Below are 22,185 nucleotides of genomic sequence, written 5' to 3' on the forward strand. Positions count from 1 at the left end.
CTGTCTTGTCAGGGTGAACCGTGGGCCCCGTGGGCACGGACGGTTTCAGGCACCGGGTCGCGACCGGTCAGCGAGGCGACGGCTTCCCGCGGGCTCACCCGGCCGTCGAGCAGCGCAACCACGCCTTCGGCGATGGGCATTTCCACGCCCAGGCCGCGCGCGCGCTGCACCACGGTGCGTGCGCAATACACGCCTTCGGCCACATGGCCGAGCGAGGCCACCGCTTGCGCCAAGGTTTGCCCTTGCGCCAGCAGCAGGCCCACCTTGCGGTTGCGCGACAGGTCGCCGGTCGCGGTCAGCACCAGGTCGCCCAGGCCCGAAAGGCCCATGAAAGTCTCGGCCCGCGCGCCGAGCGCCAGCCCGAATCGGGTCATTTCGGCCAGGCCGCGCGTGATGAGCGCGGCGCGTGCATTGAGCCCCAGCGCCAGGCCGTCGCACAGCCCGGTGGCAATGGCCAGCACGTTCTTGACCGCGCCGCCCACCTCGACGCCGACGATGTCGTCGTTGGCATAGACGCGCAGGGCCGGGCCGTGGAATGCCTCGACCAGCGCATCGCGCACCACGGCATGCGGGCTCGCGGCCACCAGCGCGGTGGGGCGGCCTTCGGCCACTTCTTGCGCGAAGCTCGGGCCGCTGAGCACGCCCGCTATCAAATCTGGAGCAACCTGCGCCCAGATCTCGTGGGCAAGCAGTCCGAAGGATGAGGGGGAAGAAGCGTCGAGCGCGGGCTCCACGCCCTTGCAGAGCCATGCGACGGGCACGGTGCAACCGCGCAGCGCAATGAGCTGTTCACGCAGGGCCGCCATGGGCGTGGCCACGATGACGAGGTCGGCGCCGGCATGCGCCTGGCCGATGTCGCCCGCATGCACCGCGAGCGAGGGCGGCAAGGCCAGCCCCGGCAGGTAGCGGGTGTTCTCGCGCGCCTTCGAAATGGCGTCGGCCTGGGCGGCGTCGCGCGCCCAGAGCGTGACCTCGTGGCCGACGGCGGTGTTGAGGGCCGCATTGACGGCCACCGCCGTGCCCCAGGCACCGGCGCCATGAACGCAGATCTTCATCGGCGTTGGCGGCGTTGTGCCGGTTTACTGTGCGAGGGTCGGGGCGGGCTGGCCGGCGGCCTGCGCCTGCTGCTGCTCGTACATGGCCTGGAAGTTGATTTCGGCCAAGTGCACGGGCGGGAAGCCGCCGCGCTGGATCACGTCGGCCACGTTGCCGCGCAGGTACGGGTACACGATCTGCGGGCAGGCAATGCCGAGGATCGGGCCCATCTGGTCTTCGGGCAGGTTGCGGATCTCGAAGATGCCGGCTTGCTTGGCTTCGACCAGGAACACGGTCTTGTCCTGGATCTTGGTCTGCACGGTGGCCGACACGGTGATCTCGAAGATGCCTTCAGCCACCGGCTGGGCGTCCACGCCAAGCTGGATATCGACCGTGGGCTGCTCTTGTTCGAGCAGGATGCCGGGCGAATTGGGCTGTTCGAGCGACAGGTCCTTGAGGTAGACGCGCTGGATCTGGAAAATGGGATCTTGGGCTTGCTGGTCGGCCATGGCTGAACTTTCGAGAATCAAAACAATGCCCGCCGGGGAGAGGTTCCCGCAGCGGGCTGCAGATGAATGAGCAGGCGATTATCGCCCGGCGCCCGGACCGCTTCCGTGACACCCGGCCGATTCGTTTTCAGGCGGCTTGCAGCAGGGGCACCAGGCCGCCGCGGCTGTCGAGCGCCATCAGGTCGTCGCAGCCGCCCACGTGGGTGTCGCCGATGAAAATCTGCGGCACCGTGCGGCGCTGGGTGATTTCCATCATGGTGCTGCGGGCCTCGGGATCGGTGTCGATGCGAATTTCTTCGATCTCGTCGACGCCCTTGGACTTGAGGATCTGCTTCGCACGAACACAGTACGGGCAGAACGCGGTGGTGTACATCTTTACGGCTTGCATACACAGTACCTTGGGAAGACTTAAGCTTTTTCAACCGGCAGGTTAGCCTCTTTCCACGCCTTGAGGCCGCCGGAGACGGCTTGGGCCTGCTCGTAACCGAGTTTCTTGGCCATGGCCACGGCGCGCTGGGCGCGGGCGCCGGTGGCGCACACCAAGAGCAGCGGCACATTCTTGTTCTTGACCGCGCCGGTCAGCTTTTCTTCCAGCAGGTTGAGCGGCACGTTCTTGGCACCGATCATGTGGCCGGTGGCGAACTCTTCGGGTTCGCGCACGTCGACCAGCACCGCGCGTTCGCGGTTGATGAGGTGCACCGCGCCCTGGGCCGTGAGGGTGCCGCCGCCCGCTCCGCCGCGAATCAGCGGCCAAGCCAGCATGCCACCCGAGCTGAGTGCGATCAGGATCAGCATCCAGTTCGCGGTGACGAATTCGATCAATTTCACGGGGGTTCCTTGGATGGCAAACCCGGGATTTTAGAATGCTGGTTTTCCCAAGCGCTGCCAAAGGCCTCCCACATGCACAAACTGGTACTGATCCGCCACGGCGAATCGACCTGGAATCTCGAAAACCGCTTCACCGGCTGGACCGACGTCGACCTGACCGAAACCGGCATCGAGCAGGCCAAGCAGGCCGGCCGGCTGCTCAAGGCAGAGGGCTACGACTTCGACGTGGCCTACACCAGCGTGCTCAAGCGCGCCACCCGCACGCTCTGGCACACCCTGGACGAACTCGACCGCACCTGGCTGCCCGTGGTGCACTCGTGGCGCCTGAACGAGCGCCACTACGGCGCCCTGCAGGGCCTGAACAAGGCCGAAACCGCCAAGAAATATGGTGACGAGCAGGTTCTGGTCTGGCGCCGCAGCTACGGCACCCCGCCGCCGGCCCTGGAAGCCGACGATCCGCGCAGCGAACGCAGCGACGTGCGCTACGCCAAGCTCTCGCCCGAGCAGATTCCGCTCACCGAGTGCCTGAAGGACACCGTGGCGCGCGTGCTGCCGTTCTGGAACGAATCGATGGCGCCGGCCATCCGCACCGGTCGCCGCCTGGTGGTGGCCGCGCACGGCAACTCGATCCGGGCGCTGGTCAAGTACCTCGACGGCATTTCGGACGACGCGATCGTGGGGCTGAATATTCCCAACGGCATTCCGCTGGTCTACGAGCTCGACGACGACCTCAAGCCGCTGCGGCACTACTACCTGGGCGACGCCGCAGCCGCCGAAAAGGCCGCCGCGGCGGTTGCCTCGCAAGGCAAGGGCTGAAGAATTAAAACCCCTCGGCGGCGCTCCCCCGTGGAACCCCGGCAGGCAATTTGCTTCCAAGCTGTGTATATTGGTTCGACAGCCGACAAGGACAATCACTCATGATGGGCCACAAATTGAAGATTACCGGCTGGGTCGCCGCCGGCGCCGTTGCCGGCGTCTTGACCACCGTCTCTTTGCAGACGGTCGCACGCGGCTCGCTCGCGCCGCTCCCGCTCGAGGAATTGCAGCAACTCGCCGCCGTTTTCGGCATGGTCAAGAGCGACTATGTCGAACCCGTCGATGAGAAGAAGCTCATTTCCGACGCCATTTCCGGCATGGTCGCCGGCCTCGACCCGCATTCCCAGTACTTCGACAAGAAGTCCTTCAAGGAATTCAGGGAAGGCACGACCGGCCGCTTCGTCGGCGTGGGCATCGAAATTTCGCAGGAAGACGGTCTCATCAAGGTGGTGTCGCCCATCGAGGGCTCCCCGGCCTTCCGAGCGGGCCTGAAGCCGAACGACCTGATCACCAAGATCGACGACACCGCCGTGCGCGGCCTGTCGCTCAACGAGGCCGTTAAGCGCATGCGCGGCGAGGCCAACACCAAGGTGCTGCTGACCATCTTCCGCAAGGACGAAAGCCGCACCTTCCCGGTCACGATCACGCGCGAGGAAATCCGTACCCAGTCGGTGCGCGGCAAGGTCGTGGAGCCGGGCTACGGCTGGATCCGCCTGTCGCAGTTCCAGGAACGCACGGTGGACGACTTCGTGAAGAAGGTCGAAGACATCTACAAGGAAGACCCCAACCTGAAGGGCCTGGTGCTCGATCTGCGCAACGACCCGGGCGGCCTGCTCGACGCGGCGGTGGCCATCTCGGCGGCCTTCCTTCCCGAGAACGTGACCGTGGTCTCCACCGACGGCCAGCTGGCCGAAAGCAAGTCGGTCTACAAGGCGGCGCCCGAGTTCTACCAGCGCCGTTCGGGCAGCGACCCGCTGCGCAACCTGCCCGCGGCCCTCAAGACCGTGCCGCTGGTGGTGCTGGTGAACGAAGGCTCGGCTTCTGCGAGCGAAATCGTGGCCGGCGCGCTGCAAGACCACAAGCGCGCCACCATCATGGGCAGCCAGACCTTCGGCAAGGGCTCGGTGCAGACGGTGCGCCCCCTGGGACCGGACACAGGCCTCAAGATCACCACGGCGCGCTACTACACGCCGAGCGGCACCTCGATCCAGGCCAAGGGCATCGTGCCCAACGTGCTGATCGACGAGAGCGCCGAGGGCAGCCCCTTCGCCGCCCTGCGCATGCGCGAGGCCGACCTCGAAAAGCACCTGGCCAGCGGCCAGGGCCCCGAAACGAAGGACCCGGAACGCGAAAAGGCACGCGACGAAGCCCGCAAGCGCCTCGAGGAAGAAGCCAAGAAGCCGCCGCAGGACCGCAAGGTGCCCGAGTTCGGCACCGACAAGGACTTTCCGTTGATGCAGGCGCTCAACCGCCTCAAGGGCCAGCCGGTGCTGGTCAGCAAGACGCAGGTCATCGTCGACAACAAGGAAGAGAAAAAAGAGAACTGATCGGGAGCTCGGCGCTTTCAGATCCGGAAATACCGCGGAACCGGCGCTGCCGGGCCGCGGTATTTTTTCGTTTGGCACAAGCCGGGGTGAGCCACCATGAATGACGACGACCTGCTGCGCTATTCGCGCCATATCCTGCTCGAAGAATTCGGCATCGACGGCCAGGCGCGCGTCAGCGCCGGCCGCGCGCTGGTCATCGGCGCGGGCGGCCTGGGCTCGCCGGTGGCGCTGTACCTTGCCGCGGCCGGTGTCGGGCACGTCACGCTGGTGGACGACGACGAAGTCGACCTGACCAACCTCCAGCGCCAGGTGGCCCACACCCATGCGCGGGTGGGCAGCCTGAAGGTCGAATCGGCCGCACAGGCCATGCGCGACATCAATCCCGGCATCTCCATCGAGACGCACGCCACCCGTGCCGACGAGGCGCTGCTGTCACGGCTCGTCGAGGCAGCGGACGTGGTGATCGACTGCTGCGACAACTTTGCGACGCGGCACGCGGTGAACCGCGCCTGCGTGGCGCACGGCAAGCCGCTGGTGGCGGGCGCCGCCATCCGCTTCGACGGCCAATTGAGCGTCTACGACACGCGCGATGAAGCCTCTCCCTGCTACGCCTGCATTTTTCCGCCCGATGCGGCCTTCGAGGAAACGCTCTGCGCGGTGCTGGGCGTGTTCGGTCCCGTGGTGGGCACCATCGGCACGCTGCAGGCGAGCGAGGCGCTGAAGCTGCTGGCGGGCATCGGGCCGTCGCTGGCGGGCAAGCTGCTGATGTTCGACGGGCGCCGCACGGCGTTCGACACGCTGCAGGTGGCGCGCGACCCGCACTGCAGCGTGTGTGCGCACCGCAAAGGCGCCGCCTGACGGCAGCTCATTCCTTCGGCGCTCTCCTCGTTTTTTCCCGGCTTCAGCGCTGCTTGGCGCCCTTGGCCCTAGCCGCTCCGGCGGCCGCCGCGCCGGTGCTGGGCTTATTGGCCTGCGACAGCACTCCCTTGCAATCCGCGTCTTCGCCCGGCCCGGTCTCGATGGTCGCCGCCAGCGCCAGCAGAGGGTTGAGCGCGCCCAGCACCAGCGCTGCCAGGCCGCGCTCCGCCAGCGGAACCACCTGAACCCCGCCGGACGGCGAGCCGAAGGTGCCTCCGATGACCAGCGGCGTGCGCAGCGAGAGGAAGCTCGCGTCCTTGGGCTCGGGCCGCACCACGAAGTCGAGCTTCTCGGTGGCAAGGTTGGCTTGGCCGGTGGCATAGAAGACGGTGTCGGCGGTGTCGAGCACCACGCTGCGGCTGGTCATGAGGCCCTTGTTGACGTCGAACGCCATCGCGGCGCAGCGCAGTTCGACGTTCTGGTCGCCGCGCAGCAAAAACTTGATGATCTCGGCGCCGTCCAGCCCCATGAACTCCAGCAGCAGGTTGCTGAACCGCCCTCGCCCGGTCAGGGCGGCCACGTCGCCCGAGGCGCCGCCGAGCCAGCTGGCCACCGAGTTGCCCCGCCCCGCAAGGTTGACCCGGCCGTCGAGCCGGCTGAAGCTGCTGCGCATGGTCTCGATCTTCGGCACCACGCGGTTGAGCTGCATGTTGCGCAGGTCGAGCGAGGCGCGAATGTCCGCCGGGTTCTGGGTGGCGTCGATTCGGATGGCACCGGCCAGCTTGCCGCCGGCCACGCCCAGGTCGAGCGGGTCGAGGGCGAGCACGCCGTCGGTGAGCTTGACCTGCACGCTGCCGCGGTCGAGCGGCACGTCGCGCACGTTACGGATGCGATCGGCCGTGTACTTCACGTCGGCGTTCATCGCGCGCAGGCGGTCGAAGTCGAGCGTGGCAGTGGGCAGCACCTTGTTGCCCGCCGCCCGCTTGGCCTGCTTGATGGTGGGTGGCGGCGCCACGCCTTCGACCGCCTTGGCGGAGCGCTCGGTGGGCGGCAAGCCGATGAGGGGGCCCAGGTCGTCCATGTCCATCAGTCTCGACCGCAACTCGCCCGCGAGGCGCGGCAGCTTTCCGGCCTGGTCGAAGCGCATGTCGCCGGCAATGTCTGAAAGGCCGAGCCTGCCCTTGAGCCCCGCCACTTCCCACAGCTTGGCGCGCTTGCGCAGGTCGCCGCTCAGTGCATAGGGCGAGGTCTCCGGCAGCGCGATGCCAAGCAGCGGAAACAGGGCACCAAGCGTCTGGCCCTTGAGTTCGAACTTCGCGTCGATGCCGTCGAGGTCGGCAAAGTCGGTCACAGTGCCTTCGGCCTTGAAGCGGGTCTGCCCCGCCGCGGCATCGATCTCCATCGGAAACGGCTGCTGGCCGGCCGACTTGAGCTGCAGCACGTTGCCGGTGCGACCCTCGGCCGTGAGCGGCTGGCCCTTGTAGCGGCCCTTGATGCGGTAGCTGAGCGGCAGCGTGCCGCGGCCCGTGTCGTAGCTCACGTCGGCGTGCAGATCGACACCCAGGTGCGTGGCCAGGAAATCGATCGTGCCGTTGTCGACCTGCATCAGGCCAATAACAGGCACGGTTCCGGGATCGGAGGTGTCCTTGCCGAGCGCCCATGTGCGGCGCCCGTCCGGTTCCATCTGGAGCCCCAGCGTCGGCGAGAACAGTGCCAGGCGCGGAATCACGATCTTCTGCGTGAGCAGCGGCCACAGCCGTATGTCGAACTCGGCGCGCTCGGCCTTCACCAGATAGGGATCGCGCGCCCACGGTGGATTGGCAAACTCGATGCCGTCGAACTTCACCGTGGCGCCGCGCAGCCCCACGCCCACATCGAGCCGGCGCGTGATCTCGAACTTGCGTCCCGTCTTTTCGCTGACGTAGCGGTTGATGGGCTCGCGCAAGGTGTCCCACGGAAAGAACGCGATCACCACCGCCAGCGCGGCGAACAGCAGCACCAAAGCCGCGAGCAGCTTGAGCCAGAGCGGCCGGTTGCGAAGGACGTTCGTTGCCATGGAGTCTGGATATACCCGCCCGCTCTTGCGCCGGGTCGGCAATGGACCGCAAAAACCGTGCGGCATTGCCTACGGAAGGGCTTCGCGACGCCGGCTCGTCAGAACCCGCCTACAACACCCATCCTCCGAACCCTGCATGATGCGTGTCGGCGACGCCTCAATCTTCGATGCGCAGGCAATCGCCAGCAGGGGCATTCGCGAGACACCTGCCAACAGAGGAAGCGCGGTTCGGCATGGATACCAGATTGCAGACATACATCGTCGAAGACAACCTCACGATCCGTGAAAACCTCATCGGTACCCTGGAAGAACTCACCTGCACGACGGTTGTCGGCTTTGCCGAGACCGAAGCGCACGCGCGCCAATGGCTGCAGGACCACAGCGACGAGTGGGACCTGGCGGTGGTCGATCTTTTTCTCAAGCAGGGAAGCGGCCTGGGCGTGCTCCAGGCCTGCACCTCGCGCCGGCCGAACCAGAAGGTGGTGGTGCTCAGCAACTACGCCACGCCCGACATCCGGCGGCGCTGCGCCGAATTCGGAGTGGATGCGGTGTTCGACAAATCGAACGAGATCGACGCGCTGGTCGACTTCTGCATCCTGGAGGCGGTGGCTCACCGCCCCGCCACCGGCACGGAATGAAAAAGAGGCAGAAGAAGCCCCGTCGGACCTCCCCGCCTCCTTCTTCAGCCGCCGGCTGTTTGTCTGCTCAATCGATCAGCTTGTTCTTCAGCGCGTAGTACGTGAGGTCGCTGTTGGAAGACAGGTTCATCTTCTCCATGAGGCGCGTGCGGTAGGTGCTCACGGTCTTGACCGACAGCGACAGCGTCTTGGCGATGTCGCCCGCGGTCTCGCCCTTGGCAAGCTTCAGGAACACCTGGAATTCGCGCTCCGAGAGCTGCTCGTGCGGCGCGGCGTCGTCCTTGCGGTCGAGCTGGCGGGCGAGCAGTTCCGCCACGGCCGGCGTGATGTAGCGGCGGCCCAGCGAGATGGTGCGGATCGCGTTGACGATCTCCATCGGGTCGCACTCCTTGTTGAGATACCCGCTCGCGCCCTGACGGATGAGGTTCATCGCGTAGTGCTCTTCGGGGTAGCCGCTGAGAATGAGAATGCCCACGTCCGGCGCCTTGGCGCGGATCATTGCAAGCGCGTCGATGCCGCTCTGCCCGGGCATGGAAAGATCCATCACCAGCACGTCGAGTTCGGTGGTGCGCACCAGCTCGATGGCCTCGCGCCCGCTGGCGGCCTCGCCGGCCACGCGCAAGTCGACGTGTTCAGAGAAGAACTGCCGCAGGCCCGAACGCACGATAGCGTGGTCGTCCACAATTCCAATTTTGATCATCTGTTACTTTCTTCGTTGTGTCGTGGCCGAGGAAGCCGCAACATGCCGATCCCCTGGTTGTTATCAATTATTCACGAACTTGTGCTGAAAGCACCTTTGAAAGTTTCATGCACTGGCTAGCTCCTCCAAAAATGGCCGTGAGCCTACTGCTCGCGGCACTGGCTGCGCTGGCCCTCGTCGGTATCAACGAGGCCGGCTACCGCCAGTCGACCCAGGCCCTGGCGAACATCGACGAGGCGCAAAAAGTGCGCGCCACGGTCAACCTGATCCTGCAAAGCATGCTCGATGCCGAAACCGGGCAGCGAGGCTACCTCCTGACCGGTGAAACCAGCTACCGCCAACCCTACGACACGGCCGTCAAGCAGGTCGACGGATACCTTGCCACACTGCGCCAACTTTACGCCCAACGGCCGGCCGAGCGTACCCAATTGGCGGAGCTCTCCAAGCACGTGCTGCGCAAGATAGCCGAAATGGACATGAGCGTGCGCCTGCGGCAGGACGGCAAGGAGGATGCCTGGAAGTTCGTCATCACCACGGACGTGGGGCGCGAGGAAATGGACGCCATCCGCAACAGTGCCCACCACCTTGTGGCCGCGAGCAACAAGACCCTGCAGGAAAGCCAGGTGCAGGTGATGAATTCGCTGCGGCTGTCGCGTATCGGCACCGCCATCGTGGCCCTTGCCGCCCTTATCGCGTTCTTCCTGTACCTGCGGCAGACGCATGCACTGCGCTCCATTGGCGAGCGCCAGCAGGAAACGCTGCAGCGCGAGCGCAACGCACTCGAAGACGAGGTGCGCGAACGCACAGCCTCGCTGGCCGAGCTGGCCACCCACCTGCAGGACGTGCGGGAAACCGAGCGCGGCTATCTCGCACGGGAGCTTCACGACGAACTCGGCTCGCTGCTGACCGCGGCCAAGCTCGACGTCGCCCGCCTCAAGTCGAGGCTGCTGGAGGCGCCGGACGCCACGCAGCGGCTGCAGCACCTGACCGAGCTGCTGAACAGCGGCATCGCGCTCAAGCGCCGCATCATCGAGGACCTGCGGCCGTCGTCGCTGTCGAACCTCGGGCTGGTGGCGTCGCTCGAGATCCTCGGGCGTGAGTTCGCTGAACGCTCGGGCATCCAGGTGCAGATGGCGCTGGAGCCCGTGACCATGGACGAGTCGCGCCAGCTCACCATCTACCGCATGGTGCAGGAGAGCCTCACCAACATCGGCAAGTACGCCGAAGCCAGCGAGGCGACGATCGTGCTGAAGAACTACGAGAACCACGTGATCGTGGAAGTTGCCGACAACGGCAAGGGCTTCGACCCCCGGCGCATCCACCCTTCGACGCACGGCCTCGCGGGCATGCGGCACCGGGTGGAGGCCGCACGCGGCAAGCTCACGATCTCTTCGACGCCGGGCCGGGGCACGCGCCTGAGCGCGATGCTGCCGGTCGTCAAGCCGCTCTGACGCACAGCCGGCTGCGCGGCCGGTGCGAACGGCGGCACCCATGCGCGGCAGGTGAAGGGGGAACTCGGTCGTCTCCTACGTTCCACGCGCCCAGCCGCTGACAGGGCCTTGCAAGGGCGCCACTTAAGGTTGCTCCTGTGCCGTTCATTTCATCTCTTGAACGCGCAGTCCCACAACAACGAGCGAAGTCTCGAAGGAGTCCACATGTTGCATTACACGGTGGTGTTTCTGGTCATTGCGCTGATTGCCGCAGTGTTCGGCTTCGGCGGCATTGCCGCCAGCGCGGTAGGAATCGCAAAGATCCTTTTCGTGATCTTCGCCGTACTTGCCATTGCCAGTTTCCTGGCCGGCTTGCTCAGGCGCAAGTAGCGTAGTTACGATCAACAGGCTCCCGCAATTCATCTCCCCGGAAAGGAAATTCTATGAACACGACCAAGACTCCCTCGCAACTCGCCGACGACGCACGCCAGACCGCCAACGAGGCTGTCGAGTCCACCCGCGCCTACGCACAGAACGCCGTGAATGCGGCCGGCGAGAAGGTCCGCGAACTGCGCCGCGACGCAGAACCGGCGGTCGAACAGCTGGCAGCGCGCGTGCAGCAAGCCGTGCAGCGCGGCCTCGACGCCGCCTCGACCACCAGCGCACGCGCACAGCGCCGCCTGGAGCAGGCCGCTGACGTCACGGGCCGCTACATCTCCGACCAGCCCGTTCGCTCGGTGCTGATTGCCGCCGCAGCCGGCGCCGCAATTACCGCACTCATCGTGCTGGCCAGCCGCAGCCGCCGGGACGAATACTGATCTGCTGACGCCCCGTTCCACCGATTCCGCGCACCATGCTTCATCCGATTTTTTCTACGGTGCTCGGGCATCCGGAACTCATCGCCGAACACGCAGCCAACTACGCGGCTCTCGTGAGGCAGGAGGCCTCCGAGGCGGGGCGCGGGCTCGTCGCCCGCATCATTGCCGGCGTGGTCGCTGCCGCGAGCGCCATGCTCGCGCTCGGGCTCATCGGGGTTGCGGTATTGATGGGCGTGCTGCATGGCAGCTTCCATTGGGTGCTCGTGGCGGTGCCGGGCGTTGCGCTGGTAATTGCCGGCATTTGCGCCTGGGTGGCAAGCCGGCCGTTTTCGGGCTACGCGTTCGACGATCTTCGCGCCCAGGTCGACGCCGACCTGCAGGCGTTGCACGAAGCAGGAGCCCGCCATGAACGGCACTGACCGAAGTTCGCTCACGCCGCAGGAACGCCTTGCGCTTTCGCGCCGCGCGCTCGTGCGGCATCTGAACGGCGAAGACGACGAGCCGCGCGAGAACCGCCGCGGCAGGCGGTACGCGGCACCCGAAGACCATCCGGAGATGTACGCCGCAGAAGGCGCGCAGCAAGAGTCGCCGCCGCGCAGCAGCCGGCATCGTTGGACGTCGATGGCGCGCAGCATGACCGAGCGCTGGTGGCGCCGGCATCCGGCCCATGCGGTGGGCCAGCTCGCGCGCCCGTTGCTCGAGCACTATGCGCGCAAGGAGCCGGCCAAGCTCATGGCCATTGCCGCCGCCACGGGCGCCGCCATCGTGCTGGTCAAGCCATGGCGCCTGCTCTCGTTCACGGCGGTGCTGGCAGCGGTGCTCAAGACATCCGATGTGGCAGACGTCGTCAACACGTTGATGCATCAGAAAAACACCAGCCCACGAAAGGACCCTCCATGAATGCGAATTCCCCGGGTACCAACCCGGCAAGGCACGAGCACTTGGTGCTCGACGAAAAAGCCATCGAGGCGGCGGCCAACAGCCTCGACGAAGGCGCGGTCACGCCGAGCTACGGCCCGTGGCGCGACGATGTCGTTAAGCTGCTGAACGACGCGCTGGCCACCGAACTGGTGTGCGTGCTGCGCTACAAGCGCCACTATTTCACCGCCAACGGCGTGTCGTCGCCCGCCATTGCGGAAGAATTCCTGGTGCACGCCAACGAAGAGTCGGCCCACGCCGACCGCATTGCCGAACGTATCGTGCAACTGGGCGGCGAGCCCGACTTTGCCCCCACGCACCTGCTCGAACGCAGCCACGCCGGCTACGACGAATCGACCGACCTGCAGGCCATGGTGCGCGCCAACCTCGTGGCCGAGCGCATTGCCGTGGAAACGTACCGGCAGATGATCGCGCTCATCGGCGACAAGGACCCGACCACACGGCGCATGCTGGAAGACATTCTTTCCGACGAGGAAGAGCACGCGGACGAGCTCAAGGACTGGCTCGGCCACTGATCTCCAAGGGCCCCTCGCCCAGGGGCTGTGCAACAAAAAAGCCCGGACGATCCGGGCTTTTTGTTTGGGACAACGCAGCGCGCTCAGCTCTTCACTTCCAGCTGGTTGTCCACCGAGGTCACGCCCTGCACGCCCTTGGCGATTTCCTCCGCGCGCGCCTTCGCAGCGGCCGTGGGTGCCGGGCCCTTCAGGCTGACGGCGCCGGCCTTGGTGTCCACGTCGATCTTGATCGCGCTCAGGTCGGGGTCCTTGGCCAGGCCTGCGGCCACCGATGCGGTGATCGCGGCATCGTCCACCGTCGCGCTCGCGGCTGTGCCGGCTCGCTTTGCGGCGTCCGTCATGTTGGCCATGCCGTCCTTCACTTCGGCGGTGGTGCCGGAGGCATCGATCTTGGCCTTGGCGTCCTTGACGGCTTCCCCCGTCTTGGCGGCGGCAGTCTCGGCCGCCTTCTCGGTCTTTGCGATGGCGCTGTCGAGCTTCTCGCCCGCGGTGCGGTTGTCCGAGGCGTCGCAAGCGGCAAGCGTCAATGCCGCGCCCGCCAGCAACAGCACGGTGAGCCATGCGCGCGAAAACGGCATGGCGATGGTGTGACCAGTTTTTTTCATTGAATCCTCCGTTTCGCTCCGAAGAGCGGGTGACGCGCGCAGGTTGCGCGCAGGGGGTCCGGACAAGGCCGGAGCGCCTTTTCAATCTAGCTTTCGGGCCAAAGACGCGGGAGTCGCGGCCGGCGCGAAACCCTGTAGGACAAGGAGGCTCAGGCCGTGACGATCCATCCCTCGATCGGATCGACGCTCTCCGGCAGCCCGAAACCCGGCCCGGGCGTGGAGGCGCGCTGTGCGCTCCACGCAGCCTGGACAAGGCACAGCACCGCATCGATGTGATCGCCGCGCGCATCGCCCAGCAATTCGGTGCGTTGCGCCTTGCTGAGCGCCACCCGCAGGCCCAGCCGCGTGGTGCCTGCCCCGAGCGCGGCGAGCAGGCTCGTGCGCGCCGCCAGCCGCTCGGGCGTCTGCTTGGCCGCCTCGTCGCTCTTGTAGCTGCGGCGGCCGATCAGCTCGCGGGCCAGCAGCCCGGGATAGGCCTCGAGCGCGATGCGGTTTTTGTTGCTGCCGATGTGCAGCCCCGGAAGGCTCGCGCCGACGGCCAGGAGCGGCGGCACGCCCGCATGAAGCATGAACGCCACCGGCGGGTTGACCCATTTCATCGACGTGCTCGAACCGGCAGGCGCATCGGTAGCGCGGTGCGCAAACTTGCCGCCGACCGGGCGCGCGGCACAGAAGGCGGCAAAGGTGGCGCGGATCTCCGCGCGGCTCAGGCTCGCATAGTGGGCCATGAGCGCGTTCCATTCCCGGGGCCACCGCAGATGCTCGACCAGTTCGCGCGGCAGGCCGAACGGAAAATCGAAGCCGCCGATCCACGCCGGCTCGCTACCCAGCCACTCGGCCCAGGCGTCGAGGGTGGTGAAGCGCTGGAGGCCCGTCAGCGCCAACTCTCCCGCGTCGCCCATGCGGCCGCTCGCAATGACGATCGGTTTGCGCGACGTGGGCGCGCAGGAAAAATCGCATCCGAACAGCAGCGGCGCGTTCATCTCACCCCAGCGCGAGCGCCACCACCCCGGCGGCAATGAAGGCGGCGCCCAGCAGCCGCAGCAGGCGGTCGCCCTCGCGCAGCAGATGGCCGCCGATCAGCGCAGCGAAAAGCATCGAGACTTCGCGCGCCGGTGCGACATGGGAAATGGGTGCCTGCTGCACCGCATAGAGCACCAGCACATACGAAACGGGGCTGATCACCGCCACCAGGAGCGCATATTTCCACTGCGCGCGCCACATCCGCGCGGTTTCGGCGCGGTCGTGCAGCCCGGCGGGCAGCAGCAGCCCCACGCGCACCAGGTTGCCGAAGTAGTCGAGCAGGATCGGGGACATGGCCAGGAATTTCACCGCATAGCTGTCGGCCACCGTATAGGCCGCGATGAAGGCCCCCGTCAGCATGCCGTAGCGAACGCCCTTGTGAACGCGCGCACGCTGGGCCGGGTCATGCTTCTTTCGCCACAGGCCCGGTCCGCCGGCCACAAGGAACACGCCCAGCACCACGCCCGCAATGCCCGCAACGCCAACCAGGCTGATGCGCTCGCCGAGAAACAAGATCGCAACCAGGGACGACAGCAGCGGGCCCGAACCGCGCGCCAGCGGATAGACCACGGTGAGATCGGACTTGCGGTAGCCGCGCAGCAGAATGACGTAGTAGATGACATGCAGCACGCCGCTCAGCGCGACGAAGCCCCACTCGGTGACACCCCAGGTCGGCACCACGCTCCAGCCCAGCGTAAGGCCCACGGGGGCCCACACAACGGCCATGAAGACGCCGCTTTGCAAGGCGAAGCGCGCGTCGCCGTTCGCCTTCTTGGCGGCGATATTCCAGCTGGCGTGAATGATCCCGGCGAGCAGGATCAATGCGAAGGCGGAGAGCGGCACCCAGTAGACGCGCTATACGCGACCGAGCGCCGCCGGGCCGCCCCAAGGCGCGAGCGGCCCCCTCGGGGGGCAGCGAGGACACGAAGTGCCGAGCGTGGGGGCCACGCCTCAGTGGCGGCCGACGATGGCCGCGGTGGCCATCAGTTCCTCGAGCAGCGCCAACGAGACCTTGCCCGACACTGCGTACGGATTCAGCTCGGGCTTTTCCGAGTACTTGAGCAGCGTCGAGGCGTTGAGCTTGGAGAGGTTGACCTGCCCCATGGTCCAGCCGCCGAAGCGGCGCTCGGAAATTTCTTCGTAGTGCAGCAGCACCACATCCTTGTGGCGGGCATCGCGCTGGATGTGGCCGTAGAGTTCGCTCACGGCCATGCGTCCACCTTCGATGGCCTGCAGGAAGGTGCCCGCGCCGTAGCAAAGAATGCCCGTGATGCCGCAGGAAGGGTTGTGCGTGCGCGATTGCGCGAGGATGGCGTCGATGGCCTCGGGGCTGGTGTCGACGGCGCGGCTGGCGTAGAGAAGTCGCACGAGCATGCTCAGCTCCTCCTCGGCAGCAGGGAAAGAAATTCGCGGCGCAGGCTCGGGTCTTTCAGGAACACGCCGCGCATCACGGAGTTGATCATCTTGCTGTCCATTTCCTTCACGCCGCGCCAGGCCATGCAGAAGTGCTCGGCTTCCATGACGAGCGCCAGGCCGTCGGGCTGGGTTTTTTCCTGGATCAGGTCGGCCAGCTGCACCACGGCCTCTTCCTGGATCTGGGGCCGGCCCATTACCCATTCGGCAAGGCGCGCGTACTTCGACAACCCGATCACGTTGGTGTGCTCGTTGGGCATGATGCCGATCCACAGCTTGCCGATGATCGGGCAGAAGTGGTGCGAGCACGCGCTGCGCACGGTGATCGGGCCGACGATCATCAGCTCGTTCAGGTGCTCGGCGTTGGGAAACTCGGTGAGCGAAGGCGGCGCCACATAGCGGCCCCTGAACACTTCGTTGAGGTACATCTTGGCCACGCGGCGGGCGGTGTTGCCGGTGTTGTGGTCGTTCTCGAGGTCGATCACCAGGCTTTCGAGCACGCCCTTCATCTTCACTTCGACTTCGTCGAGCAGCGACTCGAGCTCGCCGGGTTCGATGAACTCCGCGATGTTGTCGTTGGCGTTGAAGCGCCTGCGCGCGGCAGTCAGGCGTTCACGGATCTTCACCGAGACGGGGGTGCCCTCGTCGTCGTTGTTTCCGTCAGGGCGCGGTTCCACGTCGGTTTTCCTCAGCATCCGCGCATGGTATCAGCGAACGCATTTTGCAGACTCCGCAGGGAGAAGCCAGCGAAAGCGGGACTCATGCCAGCACAAAGTCGGCGACCAGCGGCAGATGGTCGGACATGCGCGCCCAGATCGGCCCGCGCGGCACCGAGCAGGCCACCGGCTCCAGCTGACGCCCATAGACGAAATCGAGCTGCGCCACCGGCAGGCGCGAGGGATAGGTGAGCGTTCGCGCACCACGCAGGTCGCTGGTGTCGCGCAGGCCCATGGCGTTCATGGCGTAGCGCATGCGCGCGCCCCAGTCGTTGAAGTCGCCCGCGACCACCACCGCCTCGCCGGCCGGCACTTCGCGTTCGATGAACTCGCGCAGCCGCGCGACCTGCCGCACGCGGCTGCCCTTGATGAGCCCCAGGTGCACGACGATGGCATGCACGGGCCGGCCCTCCACCTCGATGACGACGTGCAGCAGCCCGCGCTGCTCAAAGCGATGGTCGGAAATGTCCTGGTGGCCGGTGCGGATCACCGGCCAGCGGGTCAGCAAGGCGTTGCCGTGCTCGCCGTGGCGGGTGATGGCGTTGGTTTCATAAACGGCGGTGTAGCCCTCGGGCGCCAGGAAGTCGGCCTGCGGAAGCTCGGGCCAGCGCTCAAAGCGGAGCGCGGCCTGCCGGTTCATCTTGCGCACCTCCTGCAGGCAGACGATGTCCGCGTCGAGCTGCTCGATGGCATGCCCCAGGTTGTGGATCTCCAGGCGCCGCGCCGGGCCGATGCCCTGCACACCCTTGTGGATGTTGTAGGTTGCGACCCGGAGGGTGTGTGCCGGCAGGTTCATCGGGCAAATTCTGGCAGCAACAGAATGGCTTCGGCGTTCGACGGAGAAAAGCACGCGTCGGCCGCCTCGCGGTAGGGCAGCCACTTCCAGTCGGTGTGCTCGCGCGGCGCCAGGGTGGGCACCAGGCGGTCGGGCACGCACAGGCCGAACAGGTGCTCGGTGTTGTGCGTCACGCCCGGTTCATAGCGGGCCCGCCAGCCCGGGTAGATTTCGTAGACGTTGCTCAGCTGCCAGTCGACCAGCCGCTGCGCCAGGGGTGTGCCCTCTCCGCACTGGATGCCGGTTTCCTCGGCCACCTCGCGCGCTGCGGTGAGCATGAGCGGCTCGTCGGCGAGGTCCTTGCTGCCGGTGACCGACTGCCAGAAGTCGTTGGCATCGGCGCGACGGATCAGCAGAACGTCGAGCGCCGGGGTATGAATGACAACCAGCACCGACTCCGGAATTTTCCAGGGCCGGACGCTCGTCGTCATGGGCGCATCAGGCGGTTTGGGGCGTGTTGCGCAGCTTGATGTGCAGCTCGCGCAACTGCTTCTCGTCGACCGGGCTCGGCGCCTGCGTGAGCAGGTCTTGCGCGCGCTGGGTCTTGGGGAATGCGATCACGTCGCGGATCGACTCGGCGCCGGTCATGAGCATGACGAGGCGGTCGAGGCCGATCGCGATGCCGCCATGCGGCGGGGCGCCGTATTGCAGTGCGTCGAGCAGGAAGCCGAACTTGAGCTGGGCGTCTTCGGCGCTGATCTTGAGCGCGCGGAACACCTTGCTCTGCACTTCCTCGCGGTGGATACGCACCGAGCCGCCGCCCATCTCGATGCCGTTGAGCACCATGTCGTAGGCCTTGGCAATGCACTTCTCGGGCGCGGTGTCCATGAGGTCTTCATGGCCGTCCTTCGGTGCGGTGAACGGGTGGTGCACGGCGCTCCAGCGCTGGCCTTCCTCGTCGAACTCGAACATCGGGAAGTCGACCACCCACAGAGGTGCCCAGCGGTCGTCGAACAGGCCGGCCTTCTTGCCGAAGGCGCTGTGGCCGATCTTCACGCGCAGCGCGCCGATGGCGTCGTTGACGACCTTTTCCTTGTCGGCACCGAAGAACAGGATGTCGCCGTTGCGCGCGCCCGTGCGGGCAATGATCTCGGCCAGCGAGGCGTCGTCGAGGTTCTTGACGATCGGGCTCTGCAGGCCTTCGCGGCCGGCGGCTGCGTCGTTGACCTTGATGTAGGCCAGGCCCTTGGCGCCGTAGATCTTGACGAATTCCTGGTACGCGTCGATTTCGCCGCGCGACAGGCCGCCTTCGGCACCGCCGCCGGGCACGCGCAGCGCGACCACGCGGCCGCCCTGCATGGTGGCGGCGTTGGAGAACACCTTGAATTCCACACGCTTCATGAGCTCGGTGAGCTCGGTGAACTCGAGCTTCACGCGCAGGTCGGGCTTGTCGGAGCCGTACTTGAACATGGCGTCCGCGTACGTCATGGTCGGGAACACCGGCAGGTCGATGCCCGCGGCATTGCGGAACACGTTGCGGATCATGCCCTCGAACATCTCGCGGATTTCTTCTTCGGCGAGGAACGAGGTCTCGATGTCGATCTGCGTGAATTCAGGCTGGCGGTCGGCGCGCAGGTCTTCGTCGCGGAAGCACTTCACGATCTGGTAGTAGCGGTCGTAGCCGGCCACCATCAGCAGCTGCTTGAAGAGCTGGGGCGACTGCGGCAGCGCAAAGAAGCTGCCGTCGTGCACGCGGCTGGGCACCAGGTAGTCGCGCGCGCCTTCGGGCGTGGACTTGCCGAGCATCGGCGTCTCGATGTCGATGAAGCCGTTGGCGTCGAGGAACTTGCGCGTTTCCATCGTCACCTTGTAGCGCAGCATCATGTTGCGCTGCATGGCCGGGCGGCGCAGGTCGAGCACGCGGTGCGTGAGGCGCGTGGTTTCCGACAGGTTGTCGTCGTCCAGCAGGAACGGGGGCGTGACCGAGGGGTTCAGCACCTTGAGCTCATGGCACAGCACTTCGATCTTGCCACTCTTGAGCTGGTCGTTGGTGGTGCCTTCGGGGCGCGCGCGCACCAGGCCGGTGATCTGAACGCAGAACTCGTTGCGCAGGTTCTCGGCCACGGCAAAGGTGGAGGCGCGATCGGGGTCGCACACCACCTGCACGTAGCCTTCGCGGTCGCGCACGTCGATGAAGATCACGCCGCCATGGTCGCGGCGGCGGTTGACCCAGCCGCACAGGGTGACGGTTTGGCCCATCAGGGCTTCGGTCACAAGACCGCAATAGTGAGTACGCATGGCCATATCTTGATTTCCAGCGCCGCAAAGGCGCGTTTCTTACTTGTTCGCGAGGGTCGAGGGGCCGCCGGGAACGACCACGCCCATCGAGACGATGTATTTGAGCGCTTCGTCCACGCTCATCTTGAGTTCGATGCAGTCGCTGCGCTTGAGCATCACGAAATAACCGCCCGTCGGGTTGGGCGTTGTGGGTACATAGACGCTGAGGTAGTCGCCGCCGCCCAGGTGCTCGACCACGTCGCTACCCGGCGCGCCGGTCACGAAGGCGATGGTCCACACGCCCTCGCGCGGCCACTGCACCAGCACGGCCGTCCGGAAGGCATTGCCGTTCTCGGAAAAAAGCGTGTCGGAGACCTGCTTGACGCTGGAATAGATCGAGCGGACGACCGGGATGCGCCGCACCACCGCGTCGCCCCAGCCCAGCAGGCGCTTGCCCACGAAGTTGCTTGCAATGGCACCCACGCCCAGCAAGATGGCCAGCGTGAGCAGCACGCCCAACCCGCGCACGTTGTTTTCGTGCAGCCATGTTTGCCAACCCAGCGGCAGCACCCAGAGCGTCTGGTCCAGCGTGTCGATGATCCACTTCAGCACCGCCAGGGTGATGAACAGCGGAACGATGACCAGCAAGCCGGAAAACAGCCATTTGCGCAGGGCGAGCATGGTGTGTTGTTCTCGGTCGCTCGTCAGTCGCTCTTGGCCGCGGCAGCTGGCGCCGGCGCAGGGCTGGAGGCAGGGGCGGGTGCAGGCGCGGGGCTGGAAGCCTCTGCGGTCTTGGCGGCTGGCGCAGCGGCGCTGTCGCCATTGTTCGCGGGTGCAGCGGTGGCGGCTTCGGCCTTCTTGCCGCCTCCATCGCGGAAATCGGTCACGTACCAGCCGGAACCCTTGAGCTGGAAACCGGCGGCGGTGACCTGCTTTTCGAAGGCACTCGCGCCGCATGCCGGACACACCGTGAGCGGCGCATCGGACATTTTTTGCAGGGCGTCCTTGGCAAAGCCGCAGGCGCTGCACTTGTAGGCGTAAATGGGCATGGAATTGAGTAAAAAAGCGGCGCAAAAACCGAGCAGAGGCCGCTCGCAAAGCCCTCGATTATAAGGGTGCCCCCGCCAGGCATGAACCCGCATGGCCCGGCCAGTGCACCCGTGGAACCGGCTCTGCCGGGCCGCCGGGTGCGCCCCCCAGTGGGGGGAGGCGCCAAGGGCGCTTCGGGGGGCGTTCCTAGGCTGCGAGCATCCGGTGCGGGGTGCGGGTGTTGGTCACCCACTGCGGCGCCAGCGATCCGGCCACCATGCCGCCGAACGAGGCGAGCACGCCGGCCAGCTGGGCCGGAAACACGGCGCTCCAGGGCATGGACAGGAACAGCAGCCAGGTGCCGATGCCGAACAGGATCGAAGCGAGCGCCCCCTGCGTGGTGGCGCGGCGCCAGTAAAGCCCGCACACCAGCGGCACGAAGGCGCCGACCAGCGGCACTTGGTAGGCGCCCGACACCAGCTCATAGATGGGAGTGCCCTGCATGCGGATGGCATAGGCCAGCACGGCCGCACTGAAGACCAGCACGGTGATGCGCATGGTCATGAGGTTCTGGCGGTCGGTGCCCGACGGGCGGAACTGGCGCCAGATGTTCTCGGTGAAGGTAACGCTCGGCGCCAGCAGCGTGGCCGAGGCGGTCGACTTGATGGCCGACAGCAGCGCGCCGAAGAACAGCACCTGCATCACGAAAGGCATCTTCTCGAGCACCAGGGTCGGCAGCACCTTCTGCGGATCGTCCTTCAGCAGCGCGGCAGTCTGCTCCGGCATGATCAGCAGCGCGCTGGCCACCAGGAACATCGGCACAAAGGCGAACAGGATGTACGCCACGCCGCCGATGACCGGCCCGCGCGTTGCGGCCTTGACGCTGTTGGCCGACATGACACGCTGGAACACGTCCTGCTGCGGAATGGAGCCGAGCATCATCGTGATGGCCGCGGCAAGGAAGAACACCATGTCGTGCCAGTTGGGCTCGGGCCAGAACTTGAAGAGGTCCTTGCTGACCGCGAAGGCCACCACCTTGTCCGCCCCGCCAGCCATGTTGCCGGCGAACACGGCAATGATGGCAAGCCCCGCGACGAGGATGATCATCTGGATGAAGTCGGTCACCGCCACCGACCACATGCCGCCGAACAGGGTGTAGGCCAGGATGGAAACCACCCCGATCACCATGCCCACCGGAATGCTGATGGCGCCGGCGGAAAGCACGTTGAACACCAGCCCCAGCGCCGTGACCTGCGCCGACACCCAGCCCAGGTAGCTCAGCATGATGATGAGCGAGCAGGCCACCTCGACGCCGCGGCCGTAGCGCTCGCGGTAGTAGTCGCTGATGGTCAGGAGCGTCATGCGGTAGAGCTTGCCCGCAAAGAACAGCCCGACCAGGATGAGGCAGGTGCCCGCGCCGAACGGGTCTTCGACCACGCCGTTCAGCCCGGTTTCGATGAACTTGGCCGGAATGCCGAGCACCGTTTCGGAGCCGAACCAGGTGGCGAAGGTGGTCGTCACGATCATGAAGAGCGGCAGGTGCCGCCCCGCAATCGCGAAGTCGGTGGTGTTCTTCACCCGCTTGGCGGCGTAGAGGCCGATCGCAATGGTGACCAGCAGATAAACGACAACCAGCGTCAGCAACACGGGGACTCTCC

At 66.1% G+C, this 22,185-nt stretch carries 27 protein-coding genes; 10 read left to right on the forward strand and 17 right to left on the reverse strand.

Annotation, left to right across the window (positions count from 1 at the left end; all coding sequences use genetic code 11):
- Positions 1 to 8 precede the first annotated feature (8 nt).
- The 4 genes from V9L21_RS01405 to V9L21_RS01420 all read right to left on the reverse strand — a co-directional run bounded on the left by V9L21_RS01405 (position 9) and on the right by V9L21_RS01420 (position 2,372).
- Positions 9 to 1,055, reverse strand: a complete 1,047-nt coding sequence (locus V9L21_RS01405; protein WP_337308504.1) for an NAD(P)H-dependent glycerol-3-phosphate dehydrogenase — start codon at positions 1,053 to 1,055, stop codon at positions 9 to 11.
- A 24-nt stretch (positions 1,056 to 1,079) separates the two neighbouring features.
- Positions 1,080 to 1,544, reverse strand: coding sequence for a protein-export chaperone SecB (gene secB / locus V9L21_RS01410; protein ID WP_126748400.1), 465 nt, complete (start codon positions 1,542 to 1,544; stop codon positions 1,080 to 1,082).
- A gap of 127 nt (positions 1,545 to 1,671) precedes the next feature.
- Positions 1,672 to 1,932 carry a glutaredoxin 3 gene (gene grxC / locus V9L21_RS01415; RefSeq protein ID WP_126748399.1) on the reverse strand — a complete coding sequence of 87 codons (261 nt, stop codon included), beginning with the start codon at positions 1,930 to 1,932 and terminating at the stop codon, positions 1,672 to 1,674.
- A 20-nt stretch (positions 1,933 to 1,952) separates the two neighbouring features.
- Positions 1,953 to 2,372: a rhodanese-like domain-containing protein gene (locus V9L21_RS01420; RefSeq protein WP_337297164.1), complete on the reverse strand. Its 420-nt coding sequence runs from the start codon at positions 2,370 to 2,372 to the stop codon at positions 1,953 to 1,955.
- A 72-nt stretch (positions 2,373 to 2,444) separates the two neighbouring features.
- On the opposite strand from V9L21_RS01420, the gene gpmA reads away from it, so the two are divergent.
- The 3 genes from gpmA to V9L21_RS01435 all read left to right on the forward strand — a co-directional run bounded on the left by gpmA (position 2,445) and on the right by V9L21_RS01435 (position 5,593).
- Positions 2,445 to 3,188, forward strand: a complete 744-nt coding sequence (gene gpmA / locus V9L21_RS01425; RefSeq protein ID WP_126748397.1) for a 2,3-diphosphoglycerate-dependent phosphoglycerate mutase — start codon at positions 2,445 to 2,447, stop codon at positions 3,186 to 3,188.
- A 104-nt stretch (positions 3,189 to 3,292) separates the two neighbouring features.
- Positions 3,293 to 4,735, forward strand: coding sequence for a S41 family peptidase (locus V9L21_RS01430; protein WP_337308852.1), 1,443 nt, complete (start codon positions 3,293 to 3,295; stop codon positions 4,733 to 4,735).
- Between the two features lie 96 nt (positions 4,736 to 4,831).
- Positions 4,832 to 5,593, forward strand: a complete 762-nt coding sequence (locus V9L21_RS01435; protein WP_337308507.1) for a HesA/MoeB/ThiF family protein — start codon at positions 4,832 to 4,834, stop codon at positions 5,591 to 5,593.
- 43 nt (positions 5,594 to 5,636) lie between these two features.
- Here V9L21_RS01435 and V9L21_RS01440 read toward each other — a convergent pair whose 3' ends face one another.
- Positions 5,637 to 7,649: an AsmA family protein gene (locus V9L21_RS01440; RefSeq protein WP_337308509.1), complete on the reverse strand. Its 2,013-nt coding sequence runs from the start codon at positions 7,647 to 7,649 to the stop codon at positions 5,637 to 5,639.
- Between the two features lie 233 nt (positions 7,650 to 7,882).
- Here V9L21_RS01440 and V9L21_RS01445 point away from each other — a divergent pair, with 233 nt between their 5' ends.
- Positions 7,883 to 8,287, forward strand: a complete 405-nt coding sequence (locus V9L21_RS01445; RefSeq protein WP_281151393.1) for a response regulator — start codon at positions 7,883 to 7,885, stop codon at positions 8,285 to 8,287.
- 67 nt (positions 8,288 to 8,354) lie between these two features.
- Here the strand turns inward: V9L21_RS01445 and V9L21_RS01450 are convergent, their stop codons facing one another.
- A complete protein-coding gene (locus tag V9L21_RS01450) occupies positions 8,355 to 8,987 on the reverse strand; it encodes a response regulator (protein WP_015866882.1) in 633 nt (210 codons plus the stop codon).
- A gap of 131 nt (positions 8,988 to 9,118) precedes the next feature.
- Between V9L21_RS01450 and V9L21_RS01455 the strand changes: the two genes are divergently transcribed.
- From V9L21_RS01455 to V9L21_RS01480, 6 genes are all read left to right on the forward strand, one after another.
- Positions 9,119 to 10,438, forward strand: coding sequence for a sensor histidine kinase (locus tag V9L21_RS01455; RefSeq protein ID WP_337308513.1), 1,320 nt, complete (start codon positions 9,119 to 9,121; stop codon positions 10,436 to 10,438).
- A gap of 204 nt (positions 10,439 to 10,642) precedes the next feature.
- Positions 10,643 to 10,807 carry a DUF1328 domain-containing protein gene (locus V9L21_RS01460; protein WP_157615369.1) on the forward strand — a complete coding sequence of 55 codons (165 nt, stop codon included), beginning with the start codon at positions 10,643 to 10,645 and terminating at the stop codon, positions 10,805 to 10,807.
- Between the two features lie 53 nt (positions 10,808 to 10,860).
- The gene (locus V9L21_RS01465) at positions 10,861 to 11,235 is read left to right on the forward strand and encodes a hypothetical protein (RefSeq protein WP_126748392.1); all 375 of its coding nucleotides are present in this window, start codon (positions 10,861 to 10,863) and stop codon (positions 11,233 to 11,235) included.
- Between the two features lie 35 nt (positions 11,236 to 11,270).
- A complete protein-coding gene (locus tag V9L21_RS01470; RefSeq protein ID WP_337308515.1) occupies positions 11,271 to 11,654 on the forward strand; it encodes a hypothetical protein in 384 nt (127 codons plus the stop codon).
- On the forward strand, positions 11,641 to 12,135 hold the full coding sequence (locus V9L21_RS01475; protein ID WP_337308516.1) for a hypothetical protein: 495 nt from the start codon (positions 11,641 to 11,643) through the stop codon (positions 12,133 to 12,135). The genes V9L21_RS01470 and V9L21_RS01475 overlap by 14 nt, the downstream gene beginning before the upstream one ends.
- Complete coding sequence (locus tag V9L21_RS01480; protein ID WP_337308518.1) at positions 12,132 to 12,689, forward strand: ferritin-like domain-containing protein; 558 nt, start codon at positions 12,132 to 12,134, stop codon at positions 12,687 to 12,689. Before V9L21_RS01475 ends, V9L21_RS01480 begins: the two co-directional genes overlap by 4 nt.
- Before the next feature lie 83 nt (positions 12,690 to 12,772).
- On the opposite strand, the gene V9L21_RS01485 is transcribed toward V9L21_RS01480, so the two are convergent.
- The 11 genes from V9L21_RS01485 to V9L21_RS01535 form a co-directional block, all read right to left on the reverse strand.
- Complete coding sequence (locus tag V9L21_RS01485; RefSeq protein ID WP_337308520.1) at positions 12,773 to 13,294, reverse strand: BON domain-containing protein; 522 nt, start codon at positions 13,292 to 13,294, stop codon at positions 12,773 to 12,775.
- 149 nt (positions 13,295 to 13,443) lie between these two features.
- Entirely contained in the window at positions 13,444 to 14,277 is an 834-nt protein-coding gene (locus tag V9L21_RS01490) for a DUF429 domain-containing protein (RefSeq protein WP_337308522.1), read from the reverse strand.
- Position 14,278: 1 nt separating this feature from the next.
- Positions 14,279 to 15,160, reverse strand: coding sequence for a DMT family transporter (locus V9L21_RS01495; RefSeq protein WP_337308524.1), 882 nt, complete (start codon positions 15,158 to 15,160; stop codon positions 14,279 to 14,281).
- A 108-nt stretch (positions 15,161 to 15,268) separates the two neighbouring features.
- Positions 15,269 to 15,691 carry a BLUF domain-containing protein gene (locus tag V9L21_RS01500; RefSeq protein WP_126748385.1) on the reverse strand — a complete coding sequence of 141 codons (423 nt, stop codon included), beginning with the start codon at positions 15,689 to 15,691 and terminating at the stop codon, positions 15,269 to 15,271.
- A 2-nt stretch (positions 15,692 to 15,693) separates the two neighbouring features.
- On the reverse strand, positions 15,694 to 16,425 hold the full coding sequence (gene folE / locus V9L21_RS01505; RefSeq protein WP_337308527.1) for a GTP cyclohydrolase I: 732 nt from the start codon (positions 16,423 to 16,425) through the stop codon (positions 15,694 to 15,696).
- A gap of 64 nt (positions 16,426 to 16,489) precedes the next feature.
- Entirely contained in the window at positions 16,490 to 17,242 is a 753-nt protein-coding gene (locus tag V9L21_RS01510; protein WP_337308529.1) for an endonuclease/exonuclease/phosphatase family protein, read from the reverse strand.
- Positions 17,239 to 17,712: a dihydroneopterin triphosphate diphosphatase gene (gene nudB / locus V9L21_RS01515; RefSeq protein WP_337308531.1), complete on the reverse strand. Its 474-nt coding sequence runs from the start codon at positions 17,710 to 17,712 to the stop codon at positions 17,239 to 17,241. The genes V9L21_RS01510 and nudB overlap by 4 nt, the downstream gene beginning before the upstream one ends.
- A gap of 7 nt (positions 17,713 to 17,719) precedes the next feature.
- Positions 17,720 to 19,525 carry an aspartate--tRNA ligase gene (gene aspS / locus V9L21_RS01520; RefSeq protein ID WP_337308533.1) on the reverse strand — a complete coding sequence of 602 codons (1,806 nt, stop codon included), beginning with the start codon at positions 19,523 to 19,525 and terminating at the stop codon, positions 17,720 to 17,722.
- A gap of 33 nt (positions 19,526 to 19,558) precedes the next feature.
- Entirely contained in the window at positions 19,559 to 20,179 is a 621-nt protein-coding gene (locus V9L21_RS01525; protein ID WP_126748380.1) for a DUF502 domain-containing protein, read from the reverse strand.
- A gap of 23 nt (positions 20,180 to 20,202) precedes the next feature.
- Entirely contained in the window at positions 20,203 to 20,547 is a 345-nt protein-coding gene (locus V9L21_RS01530; protein WP_337308536.1) for an FmdB family zinc ribbon protein, read from the reverse strand.
- 187 nt (positions 20,548 to 20,734) lie between these two features.
- On the reverse strand, positions 20,735 to 22,174 hold the full coding sequence (locus V9L21_RS01535; protein ID WP_337308538.1) for a sodium:solute symporter family protein: 1,440 nt from the start codon (positions 22,172 to 22,174) through the stop codon (positions 20,735 to 20,737).
- Positions 22,175 to 22,185 lie beyond the last annotated feature (11 nt).

This window comes from Variovorax sp. CCNWLW235, from assembly GCF_037204085.1.
Lineage (GTDB): Bacteria > Pseudomonadota > Gammaproteobacteria > Burkholderiales > Burkholderiaceae_C > Variovorax.